This is a genomic window from Nereida sp. MMG025 (assembly GCF_021654165.1).
In the GTDB taxonomy this organism is placed as follows: domain Bacteria; phylum Pseudomonadota; class Alphaproteobacteria; order Rhodobacterales; family Rhodobacteraceae; genus Nereida.
In genome coordinates this window covers 1,150,131-1,165,731 of record NZ_JAKFZN010000001.1, presented here as the reverse complement: position 1 = coordinate 1,165,731, position 15,601 = coordinate 1,150,131, and the positions used below count along the sequence as shown (strand labels likewise).

General features: G+C 55.2%; 17 protein-coding genes and 1 tRNA gene. 9 read left to right on the top strand and 9 right to left on the bottom strand.

All coding sequences use genetic code 11. The annotated features are described in order from the left end of the window. Position 1: 1 nt before the first annotated feature. The 5 genes from yihA to ttcA all read right to left on the bottom strand — a co-directional run bounded on the left by yihA (position 2) and on the right by ttcA (position 5,781). Positions 2 to 652, bottom strand: a complete 651-nt coding sequence (gene yihA, locus L1065_RS05805; RefSeq protein ID WP_237094474.1) for a ribosome biogenesis GTP-binding protein YihA/YsxC — start codon at positions 650 to 652, stop codon at positions 2 to 4. Beyond that, positions 652 to 1,398 carry an MOSC domain-containing protein gene (locus tag L1065_RS05800; protein WP_237094473.1) on the bottom strand — a complete coding sequence of 249 codons (747 nt, stop codon included), beginning with the start codon at positions 1,396 to 1,398 and terminating at the stop codon, positions 652 to 654. The genes yihA and L1065_RS05800 overlap by 1 nt, the downstream gene beginning before the upstream one ends. Then, positions 1,398 to 3,203, bottom strand: a complete 1,806-nt coding sequence (yidC, locus tag L1065_RS05795; protein WP_237094472.1) for a membrane protein insertase YidC — start codon at positions 3,201 to 3,203, stop codon at positions 1,398 to 1,400. Before yidC ends, L1065_RS05800 begins: the two co-directional genes overlap by 1 nt. A gap of 109 nt (positions 3,204 to 3,312) precedes the next feature. Then, complete coding sequence (locus tag L1065_RS05790) at positions 3,313 to 4,719, bottom strand: bifunctional diguanylate cyclase/phosphodiesterase (RefSeq protein WP_237094471.1); 1,407 nt, start codon at positions 4,717 to 4,719, stop codon at positions 3,313 to 3,315. 192 nt (positions 4,720 to 4,911) lie between these two features. Next, positions 4,912 to 5,781 (bottom strand): tRNA 2-thiocytidine(32) synthetase TtcA, encoded by an 870-nt coding sequence (ttcA, locus tag L1065_RS05785; protein ID WP_237094562.1) that lies wholly within the window; start codon positions 5,779 to 5,781, stop codon positions 4,912 to 4,914. 66 nt (positions 5,782 to 5,847) lie between these two features. Here ttcA and L1065_RS05780 point away from each other — a divergent pair, with 66 nt between their 5' ends. Further along, entirely contained in the window at positions 5,848 to 6,384 is a 537-nt protein-coding gene (locus tag L1065_RS05780; protein ID WP_237094470.1) for a DUF3833 domain-containing protein, read from the top strand. Here L1065_RS05780 and L1065_RS05775 read toward each other — a convergent pair. The 4 genes from L1065_RS05775 to rpmH are packed head-to-tail and all read right to left on the bottom strand — an operon-like array spanning position 6,381 to position 7,861. Next, positions 6,381 to 7,079, bottom strand: a complete 699-nt coding sequence (locus tag L1065_RS05775; RefSeq protein WP_237094469.1) for a hypothetical protein — start codon at positions 7,077 to 7,079, stop codon at positions 6,381 to 6,383. The genes L1065_RS05780 and L1065_RS05775 overlap by 4 nt on opposite strands. Then, positions 7,079 to 7,318 (bottom strand): membrane protein insertion efficiency factor YidD, encoded by a 240-nt coding sequence (yidD, locus tag L1065_RS05770; RefSeq protein ID WP_237094468.1) that lies wholly within the window; start codon positions 7,316 to 7,318, stop codon positions 7,079 to 7,081. Before yidD ends, L1065_RS05775 begins: the two co-directional genes overlap by 1 nt. Then, positions 7,315 to 7,710: a ribonuclease P protein component gene (gene rnpA / locus L1065_RS05765; RefSeq protein ID WP_370641143.1), complete on the bottom strand. Its 396-nt coding sequence runs from the start codon at positions 7,708 to 7,710 to the stop codon at positions 7,315 to 7,317. Before rnpA ends, yidD begins: the two co-directional genes overlap by 4 nt. Before the next feature lie 16 nt (positions 7,711 to 7,726). Then, positions 7,727 to 7,861: a 50S ribosomal protein L34 gene (rpmH, locus tag L1065_RS05760; RefSeq protein WP_005980833.1), complete on the bottom strand. Its 135-nt coding sequence runs from the start codon at positions 7,859 to 7,861 to the stop codon at positions 7,727 to 7,729. A 294-nt stretch (positions 7,862 to 8,155) separates the two neighbouring features. Here rpmH and L1065_RS05755 point away from each other — a divergent pair, with 294 nt between their 5' ends. The 8 genes from L1065_RS05755 to L1065_RS05720 all read left to right on the top strand — a co-directional run bounded on the left by L1065_RS05755 (position 8,156) and on the right by L1065_RS05720 (position 15,598). Beyond that, a complete protein-coding gene (locus L1065_RS05755; RefSeq protein WP_237094467.1) occupies positions 8,156 to 8,890 on the top strand; it encodes a TVP38/TMEM64 family protein in 735 nt (244 codons plus the stop codon). Between the two features lie 2 nt (positions 8,891 to 8,892). Next, the gene (locus L1065_RS05750; protein WP_237094466.1) at positions 8,893 to 10,308 is read left to right on the top strand and encodes an NAD(P)/FAD-dependent oxidoreductase; all 1,416 of its coding nucleotides are present in this window, start codon (positions 8,893 to 8,895) and stop codon (positions 10,306 to 10,308) included. Positions 10,309 to 10,335: 27 nt separating this feature from the next. Next, positions 10,336 to 11,736 carry a sensor histidine kinase KdpD gene (locus L1065_RS05745; RefSeq protein WP_237094465.1) on the top strand — a complete coding sequence of 467 codons (1,401 nt, stop codon included), beginning with the start codon at positions 10,336 to 10,338 and terminating at the stop codon, positions 11,734 to 11,736. A gap of 75 nt (positions 11,737 to 11,811) precedes the next feature. Then, a tRNA-Arg gene (locus L1065_RS05740) sits at positions 11,812 to 11,888 on the top strand. A gap of 201 nt (positions 11,889 to 12,089) precedes the next feature. Then, entirely contained in the window at positions 12,090 to 13,301 is a 1,212-nt protein-coding gene (locus L1065_RS05735; protein WP_237094464.1) for an FAD-binding oxidoreductase, read from the top strand. Between the two features lie 88 nt (positions 13,302 to 13,389). Continuing rightward, positions 13,390 to 14,094, top strand: coding sequence for an ABC transporter permease (locus tag L1065_RS05730; protein WP_237094560.1), 705 nt, complete (start codon positions 13,390 to 13,392; stop codon positions 14,092 to 14,094). A 5-nt stretch (positions 14,095 to 14,099) separates the two neighbouring features. Then, complete coding sequence (locus L1065_RS05725) at positions 14,100 to 14,804, top strand: ATP-binding cassette domain-containing protein (protein WP_237094559.1); 705 nt, start codon at positions 14,100 to 14,102, stop codon at positions 14,802 to 14,804. Next, entirely contained in the window at positions 14,801 to 15,598 is a 798-nt protein-coding gene (locus L1065_RS05720) for a substrate-binding domain-containing protein (RefSeq protein ID WP_237094463.1), read from the top strand. Before L1065_RS05725 ends, L1065_RS05720 begins: the two co-directional genes overlap by 4 nt. The last annotated feature ends 3 nt before the right edge of the window (positions 15,599 to 15,601 follow it).

The window sequence follows — 15,601 nt, the reverse complement described above, 5'->3', positions numbered from 1 at the left end:
GTTATTCCAACGTATGGATGATGTGGCGCAGCGTGGCGATACCGTCGCCTTTTTCCGAACTGGTCATGATAATCTCAGGATAAGCGGCGGGGTGTTTGGCCAGCGCGCTTTTTACCTGTTCAAGCATTTTGTCTTTGGCGCCGCCTTTGACCTTGTCAGTTTTGGTCAGAACGCACTGGAACGTCACGGCCGAGCGATCAAGCAATTTCATAATGTCTTGGTCCACCTCTTTCACGCCATGACGCGCATCAATCAGTACAAACGCCCGCCGCAGGCTGGCGCGGCCAGACAGATACGCCTTGAGCAACCGTTGCCATTTTGCAACCACGGGGAGCGGTGCATTTGCAAAGCCGTAGCCCGGAACATCGACAAGGTAGTGGCTCTCGTTCAGCGTGAAAAAGTTGATCTCTTGCGTGCGCCCGGGTGTGTTTGAGGTGCGGGCGAGACCCTTGCGACCCGTCAGTGCATTGATCAAGCTGGACTTGCCCACGTTTGACCGGCCGGCAAAACATACCTCCATACGATCAGCAGCTGGCATGCCATCCATCGCCACCACGCCTTTCAGGAAATCCGTTGGTCCTGCGAAAAACTTGCGGGCGGCCTCTGCGCTTGCCGCGTCAGGTGTTTCAGCAAGGGTGAATTGTAAGTCCATCAGAGCACCTTAATTTTGTCGCCACAGGCAATCTGGCCCGTTTTTGTTACGATGGCATAGACCCCGAAATCGCGGTGCCCCCAACCATCTTCCAATGCGCCAAGCGTATCTACGTCGCGCGCGCCCGTGGCCGGATTTGCTGTTGTGGCCATGCAGCGTTCGATGCGCTCGGTCACTTCCACTTCGGCCGATCCAATCGCAAGTCGCTTGCCGATCCATTCAAACTCTTCCCAAGGGCCTAAACCCTCCATCACAATGTTGGTGCGAAAGCGCGTGGCTTGCAGTGGGGCACCAGCTTTTTGGCTCAGCGCACGAAGGGACGATACATTCAAAAGACTGATGGATGGATAGTCGGTGTCTGTCATGCCGCGATCTGGCACACGAACCAGACGTGTGGATTGCGCACGATTGCTTGGCATCAGCGGGCGGACCCACTGAAGAAAATCATCTGCACTTTGGTCAGGATCAAATGCCAAGTCAGGCCGTTTTGGATGGCTGAGCGTTACAAGTCCCGAATCCACATCGGTCTGCGCATGAATTGCCATGAGTTCGGCTGCTTTTGATCCCCGAGAGAAATTTGCACAAGACGCCCACGAGGCACCATCGGTTCGCGCGCCTTCATGGGCCACAGCCCAACGTCTGTCCCAAGGCATTGTTTTGCCTTCGGTCAGTGTGACACGGTCCAATTCTTCCCGTCCGTGCGATTTGATAGGGTGTCGCCAGAGTGTCTGGACAACGCCCGCCATCAGGAATCGCCAGACTTGGCGCTACGTTTGAAGCTGCTTTTGATATTGCCAAACACGTCTGGTTTGATGCCCTGGCTGCGCATGATCAAATATTGCTGCGTGAATGTGATCAGGTTGTTCGCGATCCAGTACAGCACAAGCCCACTGGCAAAGCTGCCCAACATGAACATAAAGACCCATGGCATCCAAGCAAAAATCATCGCCTGAGTTTTGTCCGTTGGCGCGGGATTGAGCTTTTGTTGAAGCCACATCGAAATGCCCAGAATGATCGGAAGAACACCCAAGCTGAAGATAAAGAAGAGCGAGGTGGGTTCTGGCGTGCCCCAGGGCAACAAGCCAAACAGGTTCAAAATAGACGAGGGATCAGGGGCAGAAAGATCGCGGATCCAACCAAGCCACTCTGCGTGGCGCAGTTCGATCGTAACGAAGATCACCTTGTAAAGCGAGAAGAAGATCGGGATTTGCATCAAGATCGGAAGGCAACCAGATGCAGGGTTTACCTTGTTCTTTTTGTAGAGCTCGATCATGCCCTTTTGCATTTTTTCCTTGTCGTCGCCAGCCGCTTCTTTGAGCTTTTCCATCTCGGGCTGCAGCTCTTTCATCTTCGCCATCGAAACGTAGGATTTGTAAGCAAGTGGCAGCAAAAGCGCCTTGATCAGTAGGGTCAGTGCGATGATAGACCAGCCCATATTGCCGATGAAAAGGTTGAGCCAGTGCAGCGCCGCGAAGATTGGTTTTGTCAGGAAAAAGAACCAACCCCAGTCAATACTATCGATAAAGTTATAGATGCCGCCGTCATTTTCATAGTTGCGGATCGTTTCCCATTCCTTCGCGCCGGCAAAAAGCTGCATTTCGACAGTTGCTGTTTCGCCAGCTGCGACATCCAGCGTGGGCAGGCGTGCCTCGGACCGGTAGGTGTCACGTTGCGGGTTGTACTGAAGGACCGATGTGAAGGGCTGCGTCCCTTGGGGAACCAGCATGGCCATCCAATAGTGGTCGGTAAACCCAAGCCATCCGTTTTCTGTGACCTCGGTGACACTTGCATTCGCGCCCCAACGCGGATCGGCGTTGAAGTCTTGCAGGTCGTCGTAATCGTATTCGTTCAACTCTTCACCCGTCTGACGCATTGCGCCTTCGTGGATGATGAAGAAGTTTTTCAGCGTTGTCGGCTCGCCGTGACGCATCAGAGCACTGTAGGGGGCTAGACGCGCGGTGCTATCGGCTGTGTTGGTGACGGATTGGGCAACCGTGAACATGAAGTTTTCATCAATCGAGATCACACGATTGAAAACCAAGCCGTTCCCATTTTCCCAAGTGAGGGTAACAGGTGTATCTGGCGTCAATGTTGCGTCTGTCTCGGCGCTCCACAATGTGTCGGGTGTGGGCACATCATCGAACGTCAGATTTCCCCCGGGCGCCCATCCGAAATCCGCGTAGAAGGCATTGAGTTCGGAGGTGCTTTTCAGAAGTTTGACGATTTCTGCGCCCTCATCAAGCTCGGTCCGGTAGGATTTGAGCGATAGGTCATCAATTCGGCCGCCCAAAAGAGAGAGGCTCCCCTTCAACTCGGGGGTTTCGATGGCGATGCGTGCGGCCTCGGTGCGTTGATCTACAACTGGTGCAGCGGTTGCACTTTCTGCACCTGACGTAACCACGGCAGGCGCTGTTGCCGGCGCTGTTACCTCGCCTTGTGTTTGCTGTGTTTGAACAGGTTGCTCGGGCGGAGGCACCAAAAATGGCCATACAATGATAACCAACAAGCACAGCACACTTGCCAAAATCAGATTTCTGTTCTGCTCGTCCATCACCGACCGCCATTCATTGAATAATCTGCGTGGTTTGAACCTATCTAGGCACGAAAGGTCAAGAGGTGAAGGCGTGACAAACCCGCCTCAATCAGGATTCGTGCTGCGATTATCCGAAACGATGGCGCAGGGCCTTTGAGTTTTCGATTTTCGCAGTATGTTTTTTTATCCAATCAAGGGTTTCCTCAAAAGGCATGGGCTTTGCCAAGCCAAATCCTTGGACGTGATGGCACCCGAGTTGGCATAGCATGGCATGTTCGCCAAGGGTTTCGACCCCCTCGGCCAGCGTATCCAACCCCAACTCCTCTGCCATGGACAAGATCGCTGATAACATCCTTTGCTGGGGTTTGTCGGTATCTACTTTGGCCACAAATGACCGGTCGATTTTTATGCGATCGATAGAAAATCGTTTGATGGCCGCGATGGAGGCATGGCCCGTTCCAAAGTCGTCAAGGTCGATCTGGCACCCCAGTTCACTAAGTTTGCGGATATTCGAGACGATCACATCGTCATTCGCGCCTGCGATCACGGTTTCTAATATTTCAATGCTCAATCGCGAAGGGGCAAGATTAAACCTGTCCAGCTCCCATGCAATGCGTGTCACAAGGTCGGGGTTGCGTAATTCTTGTGTGGAAAAGTTAACGCCAACGCTTGGCACCACAGTGCCTTGGCTGTCCCAGGTGCTCAGGGCCTCCAATGCGCCTGCAAGCATGGTTTCGCTCAGTGTTTCAAGCAAGCCTGCGTCTTGCATAGCTGGTAAAAACTCGGATGGTGGGATTAACCCTTTTTCAGGATGCCGCCACCGCGCAAGGGCCTCAAACCCGCTTATTTGGCCTGTGTCCGTGCTAATTTGCGGTTGGAACCACGGTGAAATCTGACCGTTTTCAAACGCGGTTTGAACTTCAATGCCAAGTGACTTTTCGACCAGCACTGTCGCGGCAATCTGATCCGAATAGGCGCGCAAACCTGCTGGCGACTGCCGCCTTGCATCTTTCAACGCAATTTCCGAACATTCCAGAAAAGCTGTGGCCGTGTCGTCCGGCAACCTGTCTTGCAGGGTAAATCCGATGCTTGCTGAACAATAGATCGTGGTGCCGTCAATCACGAAAGGCTCTTCGATGGCTTTTTGTAGCCGCGCGGCAAGCTGTAACCCCGTTTCAAGGGTCATGCGGTGTTTGGGTGACAATAAAACGGCAAATCGCGCTGTGTCGATCTGTGTCATAATATCGGTATGCCGCAAGACGGAACGCACCCTCGGGATTAGATCGCGGATGACTTGATCTGCGGCGATACTGCCGTGGCTTTCAACCAAACCCGTGTAGTCATCCAACTGAAAAGCAAGGCAAATCGAAGTGCGCCCTGTATCAGCCCGCACTTCGAATGTGCGCTCCAGCTGGTCCATGAAAAAACTGCGATTGACCGTGCCCAAAGGCGAAATTTCGGCATCGCGCGGTTCAGGCGCGCGTGCAATATTATAGGTTGTGATCGCGATACACCCGAGCGCAACAGCCGTCATCGCCGCGGGTCCAGCAAGAAAAAACGCAGCGATTGTCAGCGCGGGACCGAGGCAAAGGAACGCTGTTGCGACAGCATTCAACCGAAAGGATTTCACGATTCTAAGGTGCATGGCAGATGTCTCGCATGGCGCGGCTGTGCGGATGCAGCAGCCTTCATACAAGCACCTTAGAAAAGCAGCATGACTGGTTTATTAACGCAGCTTGGGGACTTGATTAGACTTTGAGTCAACTTCTGTCATTTCCCGCATAAGCCCCTGAAAATCAAAGAGGTTTGCATCCAGAAGATGCGATGGGCGCGCATTTGTCAGTGCGCGGAACATGACCTGTCTGCGGCCGGGGCTGTTTTTCTCCCAACCATCCAGGATCGCTTTGACTTGCTGACGTTGCAGCCCGTCCTGACTTCCGCACAGGTCGCACGGGATGATCGGATAGTCCATCGCGCGCGCAAAGGCGTCGCAGTCGGTTTCAGCCACATGCGCAAGCGGGCGGTAGACAAACAGGTCACCTTCCTCGTTCACCAGTTTGGGCGGCATTGTTGCAAGGCGCCCGCCATGGAACAGGTTCATGAAGAACGTCTCAAGGATATCATCACGGTGGTGTCCAAGCACAACGGCAGAGCAGCCTTCTTCACGGGCGATGCGGTAAAGGTTGCCGCGGCGCAGGCGCGAACACAATGCGCAAAACGTCCGACCTTCGGGGACCTTGTCCATCACAATTGAATAGGTGTCTTGATACTCAATCCGATGCGGCACATCCATTTTTTCCAAAAACGCAGGCAGCACAGTGGCGGGAAAACCCGGTTGGCCCTGGTCCAGATTGCACGCCAGAATGTCGACAGGTAGCAGGCCGCGCCATTGCAATTCATGTAGCACAGCCAGCAAAGTGTAGCTGTCTTTGCCGCCAGACAGACAAACAAGCCAACGGGCATCGCGTTCGATCATACCGTATTGGTCAATCGCTTCGCGGGTTTGGCGCACAATCCGTTTGCGCAGCTTCTTGAATTCTGTAGTGCGCGGCGCGCCGTAAAATAGTGGGTGAATGTCGTCGTTGTCGTCCAGCATGGCAAAGCGTCCGTCTTTCATTTGCGCCGTTTTACGCTAGCTGTCGTTCAAAGGGGAGACGTATTCATGCGCTATCTTTGGATTTTTGCAGTGCTTTTTGTGGCGGCCTGCACGCCCAAGCCGTCTTTGGATGATGCCAAGCTGAGTGATCGGACTTTGAACTTGGAAGAGTTCTTTGAGGGAGATTTGATTGCCTACGGCCAATTTCAGGATGTTCTTGGCACTGTTCGCCGCCGTTTCGAGGTGCAGATAGATGGCGAATGGGACGGTCAGACACTGACCCTGACCGAGGATTTTATGTACGAGGACGGTTCAACCGAGCAGCGCATTTGGTCGCTTCAAAAAACTTCGGATACTACGTGGAAAGGCACGGCGCCTGGCGTCATTGGCATCGCGACAGGTGAAGAACGTGGCGATACGTTTAATTGGACCTACACGATCGACCTGCCTGTTCCGGCGGCTGACGGCACCGTGGATACGCTTCGCGTCACATTTGACGATTGGATGTGGCTTTTGTCAGAAGATCGCCTGCTCAACATTGCCTATATAAAGCGGTTTGGTGTGGATATCGGCAAGGTGATTATCACTTTTGGAAAAAGTTAATCCAGCCGCGGCAGTGTGATCTGGCCGATCACCTGTGCGGGGGCGGTCGTTGCGCTTGATAACGTCAGGCCGTTTTGCCCTACGGCTATGAAGTCAAAGGTTGTGGGGTCTAAAACGTTTACCGAATGAACATCACGTAGGTCCGTGGCCAAAACATCGGCTTGCATCCATTCGGGATCGACCAAGTAGAGTGTTGCACCATCATTCCCGCTCAACTGGCCATTTCCATTTGTATCCGCTTCCACGATCAAAAGGAGCGTGCCGATACGTTGGGTCTTGTTCAATGTGCGATGCACCAAGGGCGTGGTCTGCAAAATAACGCGCGTGCCATTGCCAAACAGTCTTTTGGCGCTCCCGTCGCGTTTATCCACCACGGCGTAGTCCAAAAGCGTACCGCGTGCGTCCTTGGAAATATCGCGATTGCGATAGGTTTGCGCAACGAAGATTGGCACCACATAGAGCCATTCGCGTCCGGTTTCCTCGGCAATGCCATAACTCAGCTCGGTGCGCAGGTGCTGGCTTGCCTCATCGGTGTCGCCTGATGCGACGACAACATCCGTGGTGGCCGTTGGAAACGCGTCACGCCGAAAATCGCGCGTGATTTCCCACAACAGCACCCCGATGACGAGAGAGGCCGCAGTCGCAATGGCCACGCCGTTGAACCGCCACAGCCATTTCCAAAACCCGTGCTCCATCAGTCGTTGTCCCGGTTTCTTTTGGGCACGGGATCATACCCGTCACGCCCCCAAGGATGACAACGACCGATCCGACGGATTGTTAGCCATGCGCCCTTGATTGCGCCGTGTTGCTCAAGCGCCTCCAAAGCATAGGCACTGCAGGTTGGTTGGTAGCGGCAGTTATGTCCGACCCAAGGGCTGAAAACCGCGCGGTACGCGCGCACAGGCAGTGCAAAGACGAATGCCAAAGGGGTCATGACGCGTGAACTTTTTTCAAAGCATATCGCAAGTCATTTTGCAGATCTTTGAAATCGCGTGTTGCAGTCGCCTCGCGCCGTCCGATCAAAACATAGTCCCAACCAGCGATGCCCTTGAACGGAAGGACAAGGCGCGCGGCCTCACGTAGGCGCCGCTTGGCGCGGTTGCGGGCCACGGCATTCCCGACCTTCTTTGAACATGTAAAGCCCACACGTGGCGGCATATCATCACCGCGATAGCGGGCTTGCAGGTGCACACCAACAGTGCCTTGCCGCTTGGCGCGAGACGCTTTGAGAAAGTCGCTGCGCTGCACTAACGTATCCATAACAGGAAAAACCGCCTGCGACGAGGTCGCGGCGGTTTGATCTTTTATATCCGAACGCGAAGTCATAAGACCCCGCCGGCGCTTATGCGCTCAGCGATTTACGGCCACGTGCGCGGCGTGCGTTCAGGATTTTACGGCCAGCTTTGGTGGCCATGCGCGCGCGGAAACCGTGGCGGCGTTTGCGAACAAGGTTCGATGGTTGGTAGGTGCGTTTCATATCGCAGTCCTCTTACGTTTCGTGACCCAAACCACCCACAACAGGGATTCGAAGGCCAATGTCATTCGAAGCCCGTGCAATAGAGGGGCCCGCGCCACCTGTCAATTCGGTTTGCCGCGTCAGATGTGCGAATTGTTGCAATAATCCGCGCTACAAGCTGTCACATATGCCTGAAACTGTAACATTTACCGTGATCATATCAATGGGACGTTACCCGACCGTTCGCACCCTATCGAATTTATCAACCATCCGCCATTTAAGGTGCAACTTCACATTCAAAGAGACCCTGACCCCATGACTGACATGACTGAAAATTCGCAAAAAGGTGGCATTGGCCGCCTTCTTCCTATCCTTGGTATCGGCGCAATCGCTGTGATTGGTGCCTTCACCCTTAAAGACTATCTGACGTTTCAAGCCTTGGCCGATAACCGCGAAGCCCTCTTGGCATTTCGGGATGCCAATTATGTGGCCGCTGTATTGGGATTTATCGCAATCTACACCTTGATTGTGGCCTTCAGCCTGCCTGGCGCGACCATCGCGACCCTGACAGGCGGCTTTTTGTTCGCCACGTTTCCGGGTGCGTTGTTCAATATGACAGCGGCCACATTGGGTGCCACGGCGATCTTTCTGGCAGCGCGTTGGGGCTTTGGCGAAAAGCTGGCCGCCAAGATGGAAACCAGCGACGGGATCGTCAAAAAGATCAAAGACGGGATCGACGAAAACCAATGGTCGATGCTTTTCCTGATCCGCCTTGTGCCCGCCGTGCCGTTTTTCGTGGCCAACCTTGTGCCATCCTTCGTCGGTGTGCCGCTGCGCCGTTTCGTGATTTCGACCTTCTTCGGGATCATCCCAGGATCGGTCGTTTATACATCCGTGGGCGCAGGCCTTGGCGCCGTGTTCGAGCGTGGCGAAACCCCGAACCTCGGCATCATTTTTGAGCCTCAAATTCTGTTCCCCATTCTTGGCCTCTGTGTTCTTGCAGCCCTGCCAATCGTGATCAAAGCCGTGCGCGGCAAGCAAGGACTGTAACAATGACAAAGATTAAAACAGATATCCTCATCATCGGCGCAGGCTCTGGTGGTCTTTCGATTGCCGCAGGTGCCAGCCAGATGGGCGCTGATGTGACATTGCTGGAAGGTCACCTGATGGGCGGCGATTGCCTGAACTTCGGCTGTGTTCCTTCCAAGGCGCTGATCGCCGCAGGCAAGCAGGCGCATGCGATGGAAACGGGTAATACCTTTGGGGTGACGCCCGTTGTGCCGCAGGTAAACTATGCGGCGGCCAAGGACCATGTGCGCGCCACGATTGACACGATTGCGCCCGTCGACAGCCAAGAGCGTTTCGAAGGCTTCGGTGTGCGCGTGATCCGCGAGTTCGGCGAGTTCATCAGCCCGACCGAGGTGAAAGCGGGCGAGCATATCATCACCGCCCGCCGCATCGTGATTGCCACAGGTTCTGGCCCCTTTGTGCCGCCCATCGATGGCATCGATGGTGTGCCGTATTTCACCAACGAAAATATCTTTGATCTGCGCGACCAGCCAGAGCATTTGATTGTCATCGGCGGTGGCCCCATCGGTCTTGAGATGGCCCAAGCTCACCGTCGTCTTGGCAGCAAGGTGACCGTGATCGAAGGCGCAAAAGCCATGGGCAAAGACGATCCGGAAATGGCCGCGGTCGTGCTGGACAACCTGAAAGCCGAGGGCATTGAGATTGTCGAAGGCGCGCAGGCCGAACGTATCAGCGGCACAGACGGAAGCGTCACAGTGCATACGCCGAAGGGCGATTTCACAGGCTCCCATCTGCTGGTGGCGGTGGGCCGTAAAGTCAACATCGACAAGCTGAACCTTGAAGCGGCGGGCGTTGAATACACACGTGGCGGCGTCACAGTGGATGCCTCCCTGCGCTCGACCAACAAGAAGGTTTATGCAGTGGGCGACGCCGCGGGTGGTCTGCAGTTTACCCATGTCGCAGGCTATCACGCGGGCATTTTGGTGCGCAGCCTTGTTCTGGGCCTGCCTGCCAAGGCCAAGACCGATCACATCCCATGGGCCACTTATACCGATCCTGAATTGGCCCAGGTTGGCCTTACAGAAGCGCAAGCCCAAGAAAAGCATGGCGATCAGCTGACTGTTGTGCGCTTCCCCTATCACGAAAATGACCGCGCGATTGCCGAAGGCAAAACCAAAGGGTTGATCAAAGTGATGGTGGTCAAGGGCAAACCTGTTGGCGCGTCAATCGCAGGGGCCATGGCGGGTGAGCTGATCGGCATGTGGGCGATGGCAATTGCCAATGGCCTCAAGATGTCGGCGATTGCCAATACGGTGCTGCCATACCCCACGATTGCCGAGATCAACAAACGCGCGGCGGGGCAGTATTTTAGCCCCAAACTGTTTGACAGTGCGATGGTCAAACGGGTCGTGCGTTTCGTGCAGCGTGTGATACCATAAACTACTGACCCGCGCGGCGGAGGACCGATGTTCAATACCCTATCAGGCCGATTTCTGATCCTGACGATTATCTTTGTGATGATCGCTGAGGTGTTGATCTTTGTCCCCTCAGTCGCGCGGTTCCGCGAGGACTATCTTCTGGCGCGGCTGGAACGCGCGCAGATCGCATCGTTGGCCACATTGGAAAACGATATGATCTCTGCCGAGACCGAGGCCGAACTTTTGCGCAACGCAGGTGTCTTTAACGTTGTCCTTCGCCGAAATGATGTGCGCCGTTTGGCGCTGTCCTCCCCGATCCCGCAGGAAATTCACGCAACATTCGATTTACGTGACCCTTCGGCACTGGTTCTGCTGCGGGATGCCCTCGCGCGTCTGATCGATACCGAGCAACGGGTGATCAGGGTGGTTGGCAACCCGGTCAATGATGCAGGCACGTTGATCGAAGTCACGATGGATACCAAAACGCTACGTGAAGCCATGCTCGACTACGGCGTGAACATTCTTTGGATTTCGCTTTTGATTTCGGTGGTGACAGCGGGGCTGCTTTTCTTGGCTGTTCGGATCGTTCTGGTCCGTCCGATCAAGGATGTGATCCATTCGATGAAAAGTTACCAGAAAGCCCCGGAGGACGCCCGCCGCATCATTGCTCCGACCTCAAGCACGCGCGAGTTGCGCGATGCACAAGAAGCACTGGCCGAACTGCAAGCGCAGCTGACGGCATCGCTTAAGCAAAAGGACCGTTTGGCGCAACTGGGCGGCGCGGTCAGCAAGATCAGCCATGATTTGCGTAACATCCTGACTTCGGCACAGCTGTTCACCGACCGCATTGAAAGCAGCGAAGACCCGATGGTGGCGCGCCTTGCGCCCAAACTGGTGAACTCGATCACCCGCGCGGTGAACCTGTGTGAAAGCACGCTGGCCTTTGGCAAAGCCGAAGAGCCGGCCCCGACCCTTAATCGCTTTGCGCTGATCGATGTGGTCGAAGATGTGATCGCCTCCGAGCGTCTGGCCGTTGGTGAATTTGATCTCAGCTTTGCCGAAGATGTACCAAGCCACTTGATGGTGCGGGCCGACAGCGAACAGCTTTACCGCGTTCTGGGCAACTTGGTGCGCAACGCGCGGCAAGCCATCATCGCGAATGGAGAGGCGGGCGAAATTGCGATTTCGGCCGAAGAAACGACCGAAGCGTGGTGGATACGTGTCCGCGATACAGGGCCGGGCCTGCCGATGAAAGCGCAAGAGAACCTGTTTACTGCCTTCCAAGGCAATGCGCGAAAGGGCGGCACTGGCCTTGGCCTGCTGATCAGCCAGGAATTGATACGCGGCCACGGCGGGTCTTTGGAGCTTTCATTTTCCGACGCGACGGGCACCTGTTTCGAGATTTGCTTGCCCAAGTCTGACCTGACGATCGCGAATGCTGCGGAATAGCAGACAAGGAAATTCAAGTCATAACAAGATTTGGCCTTGCAACAGTTTTGCAGCGGCGTTAGATCAGCCGCCAGTGGACCGATAGCTCAGCTGGATAGAGTACCTGACTACGAATCAGGGGGTCGGGGGTTCGAATCCTCCTCGGTCCGCCACTTCCAACTTTTTTGATACACGCGACGCATCTTTCTGGCGTATAACGCAGTCATTTGCTGCGCGGACGGGGGCGGCGGGTTAAAGCGGCTTGTGTCGATATTTCGGGCCAAAGGCGTTTGCCTATATTGCCTTTCGCAGTTTGACGGCCAAAGGTGACGCGGAACCTGACCTTCTTTTGATGTTACAAAAGCGGAGAGAGCATGCCCCTCACAAAGCCATTGTCGGAAAATTATGACGTCATCATCATAGGCGGTGCAATCATGGGCGCATCAACCGCTTGGTTTTTGACCGAACAGCCGGATTTTGACGGCCGCGTTTTGGTTGTTGATCGCGATATGAGCTATGAGAACACCTCAACCATGCACGCCAATTCGTGTATGCGTCAGCAGTTTTCGACCGAGTTGAATGTGCGGATCAGCCAGTTTGCTGCGGATTTTGTAAAGAATTTGCGCAACTATATGGGAGGGGACAGCCGGGTTCCTGACCTGTCGATCCAATCGTTTGGCTATATGTATCTGGCCGATACGCAGGCGTTCGCGGATGTGCTGCGCGCCTGTCAAACTGTGCAACATCGGGCGGGAGCGGCGACGCAGCTGATGTCGGCCGAAGAGATCAAAGCGGCCTATCCGTTTTACAACGTCGACGACATCTTGCTTGGGTCGATCAATCACGTCGATGAAGGGTATTGGGACGCTATTGCCGTGTTTGATTGGTGGCGCAGATCGGCGCGAGAGCGCGGTGTAGAGTTCATCGAGAACGAAGCGGTTGCCATGACAAAGACTGCGGCAGGCGATCGGGTGCAAAGCGTCACGCTGGCATCGGGTGACGTGGTTTCATGTGGTCAGGTGGTCAATGCGTCGGGGCCACGCGCGACGCGCACATCGCAGATGGCGGGCATTGTTTTGCCCGTTGAACCACGCAAGCGCTATTCATGGGTGTTTTCAGCCCAAACGCCACTGGATCGCCCCTTACCGCTTACCATTGATCCGTCTGGCGTGCATGTGCGCGAAAACGGCGGTGGCACGTATCAGGCCGGGGCGCATTCAGATGTGGACCCCGCGGTGGATTACGATGACTTTACGATGGATCATGCGATTTGGCAGGATCACGTCTGGCCCGTCCTGGCTACACGCATTCCACAGTTTGAAGCCATCAAGGTGCAAACCGAATGGGCAGGGCACTATGCGATGAATACCTTTGACCATAACGCGATCATGGGTGCGCACACAGAAGTCGAGAACTTCTTTTTTCTGAATGGGTTTTCAGGACATGGCTTACAGCAATCTCCTGCGATGGGGCGTGGCACGGCCGAGCTTTTGGTGCATGGTGCCTACCAAACCCTTGATATGTCCGAATTCAACTATGACCGCATACCGGCGGGACGAAAGATTGTAGAAACGGCCGTCATCTAGGCACAAAGGGGGCTGGTATCGCGGTGCGAAACCGCGCATTTTGCCGACAGCCAACACCACGACACGGGAATTCAAAAGGAGGCCTGCTATCGTCGATCTTTGGGACGGATTGCGTCAGGCCTTTTGGTTGGTCGTCACTCTGGATGCGGAACTTTTGGACATTGCGCTGCGTTCGCTGCGGGTGACGCTGACGGCGCTGGTGATTGCATGTGCGATTGCGCTGCCTTTGGCTGCAATGCTGGCAGTGCGTCGGTATCGGTGGCGGCGGGCCACCATCGCGGTGTTAAACGCGCTGATGGGGCTGCCACCTGTGGTGGTGGGTTTGATCGTTTACATCCTTTTGTCGCGCTCTGGCCCGTTGGGTGCGCTTGGACTTCTGTTCACGCCAACGGCAATGATCATCGCACAGGTGATCATTATCGTCCCGCTGATCGCGTCGATCGCGCATCAATCATTGCGCGATCTTTGGGCCGAATACCATGATCTGTTGATTTCCATGAATGTCACCCAGTCGCAAAAGGTGCGCACCCTGTTGTGGGACGCGCGCCGCGCATTGCTGACCGCGGCGCTTGCGGGGTTCGGGCGCGGTATTGGCGAGGTGGGTGCCATCATGATTGTGGGCGGCAACATTGATAATGTGACCCGCGTGTTAACCACGGCGATTGCGCTTGAAACAGGCAAGGGCCAGTTCGCGCTTGCGCTTGCCTTGGGCTTCATTCTGATTGCTTTGGCCATCAGCGTTAACCTGATTATTCACTGGATGGGCCAGACAGAGCAGGAGAGCCGGTGGTGAGCGTTATGTTTCCACTTGTTTTGCAAGCGGCCGAAACATCGCGGCGCGGCAAACGATTGATTGGTCCGATTGATCTGTCTTTGGAAGGCCATGGGGTTACGGTTGTCATCGGGCCGAATGGCGCTGGCAAAACGACCCTTCTTCGCCTGATGCACGGCACGGCACGTTTGAACAAAGGGTCTGTGCAGTGGGCCTGCGACACCGCAAAAGCGCGTGAGGCACAGGCCTTTGTTTTTCAACGGCCCGTCATGTTGCGCCGCACTGTGCGCGAGAACCTGATGTATCCCTTGCGGTTGAAAGGCGCGCGCAAAACGGATGCACATGCGCGCGCTGAGACAGCTGCACGCGCCGTGGGTCTTGAGGATTTTCTGGAACGTAGTGCCGTTGTTCTTTCGGGGGGCGAGCAGCAAAAGCTGGCCATCGCGCGTGCGCTCATTACCAAACCTGCACTTGTCTTTCTGGACGAACCGACATCTTCGCTGGATGGTCGCGCAACGCGGGACATCGAGGGGATTTTGCAAGAGGCCAAAGCAGCAGGCACGCGCCTGATTATGTCGACCCATGATATGGGGCAAGCGCGGCGCATTGCGGATGACGTGGTGTTCTTGGTAAACGGATCTGTGGGCGAGCAAGATGCCGCGTCAACCTTTTTTGACAGCCCCAAAACGGAACAGGCGCGTGCGTTTTTAAGAGGAGATATCATCGCATGATACGGTTTTTGAGTGTGTGGGCCTTTGCCCTTTTGGTCGGCAGTGCTGCAATGGCGGACAGCCAGATGCGCATGGCGGTAACAACGTCCTTTCATAACTCGGGTCTTGCCGATGTCCTGTTGCCCGAAATCCAAGCGGACACGGGCATTGAGGTGCAATTGCTGATCGTGGGCACGGGACAGGCGCTCAAACTGGGGGAGGCGGGCGATGTAGACGCGATTTTGGTTCACTCCCGCACCGCCGAGGATGCGTTTATCGCAGCGGGATTTGGCACGCACCGCCGCGAAATCATGTATAATGACTTTGTTTTTATTGGACCCTCGAGCGATCCTGCGGGCATCGCGCAGGCGCAGACCGCCACGGCTGCTTTGGAAGGCATTGCGCAAAGCGGGGCAACATTTGTCAGCCGCGGCGATGACAGCGGCACCCATAAAAAAGAGCTGAGCCTTTGGGCACAAACAGACGTGTCCGCGTTTGGACCGTGGTATAATGCGGCGGGCGCGGGCATGGGTGCGGCGTTGAACATCGCATCAGGGCTTGATGCCTATATTATGTCGGACCGTGCAAGCTGGCTGAACTTCGGGAACAAGGGCAATCTGGACCTTTTGTTTGCTGGCGATCCCGTTTTGTTCAACCAATACGCCTATCTGCCCGTGAACCCCGCGCTGCATGATCACGTCAAAGCGGATCTTACAGCGCAGCTGGAAACCTGGCTAACCTCGCAAAAGGCTGCTGATTTGATCAACGGCTATACCATCGACGGTGAAGGACTGTTCGTTTTTAACGCGCAGTAGCGA

Bases quoted from the DNA above. Each gene is read 5' to 3' on its own strand.
- yihA (WP_237094474.1), bottom strand. From the start codon at position 652: ATGGACTTACAATTCACCCTTGCTGAAACACCTGACGCGGCAAGCGCA.
- L1065_RS05800 (WP_237094473.1), bottom strand. From the start codon at position 1,398: ATGGCGGGCGTTGTCCAGACACTCTGGCGACACCCTATCAAATCGCAC.
- yidC (WP_237094472.1), bottom strand. From the start codon at position 3,203: ATGGACGAGCAGAACAGAAATCTGATTTTGGCAAGTGTGCTGTGCTTG.
- L1065_RS05790 (WP_237094471.1), bottom strand. From the start codon at position 4,719: ATGACGGCTGTTGCGCTCGGGTGTATCGCGATCACAACCTATAATATT.
- ttcA (WP_237094562.1), bottom strand. From the start codon at position 5,781: ATGCTGGACGACAACGACGACATTCACCCACTATTTTACGGCGCGCCG.
- L1065_RS05780 (WP_237094470.1), top strand. From the start codon at position 5,848: ATGCGCTATCTTTGGATTTTTGCAGTGCTTTTTGTGGCGGCCTGCACG.
- L1065_RS05775 (WP_237094469.1), bottom strand. From the start codon at position 7,079: ATGGAGCACGGGTTTTGGAAATGGCTGTGGCGGTTCAACGGCGTGGCC.
- yidD (WP_237094468.1), bottom strand. From the start codon at position 7,318: ATGACCCCTTTGGCATTCGTCTTTGCACTGCCTGTGCGCGCGTACCGC.
- rnpA (WP_370641143.1), bottom strand. From the start codon at position 7,710: ATGACTTCGCGTTCGGATATAAAAGATCAAACCGCCGCGACCTCGTCG.
- rpmH (WP_005980833.1), bottom strand. From the start codon at position 7,861: ATGAAACGCACCTACCAACCATCGAACCTTGTTCGCAAACGCCGCCAC.
- L1065_RS05755 (WP_237094467.1), top strand. From the start codon at position 8,156: ATGACTGACATGACTGAAAATTCGCAAAAAGGTGGCATTGGCCGCCTT.
- L1065_RS05750 (WP_237094466.1), top strand. From the start codon at position 8,893: ATGACAAAGATTAAAACAGATATCCTCATCATCGGCGCAGGCTCTGGT.
- L1065_RS05745 (WP_237094465.1), top strand. From the start codon at position 10,336: ATGTTCAATACCCTATCAGGCCGATTTCTGATCCTGACGATTATCTTT.
- L1065_RS05735 (WP_237094464.1), top strand. From the start codon at position 12,090: ATGCCCCTCACAAAGCCATTGTCGGAAAATTATGACGTCATCATCATA.
- L1065_RS05725 (WP_237094559.1), top strand. From the start codon at position 14,100: ATGTTTCCACTTGTTTTGCAAGCGGCCGAAACATCGCGGCGCGGCAAA.
- L1065_RS05720 (WP_237094463.1), top strand. From the start codon at position 14,801: ATGATACGGTTTTTGAGTGTGTGGGCCTTTGCCCTTTTGGTCGGCAGT.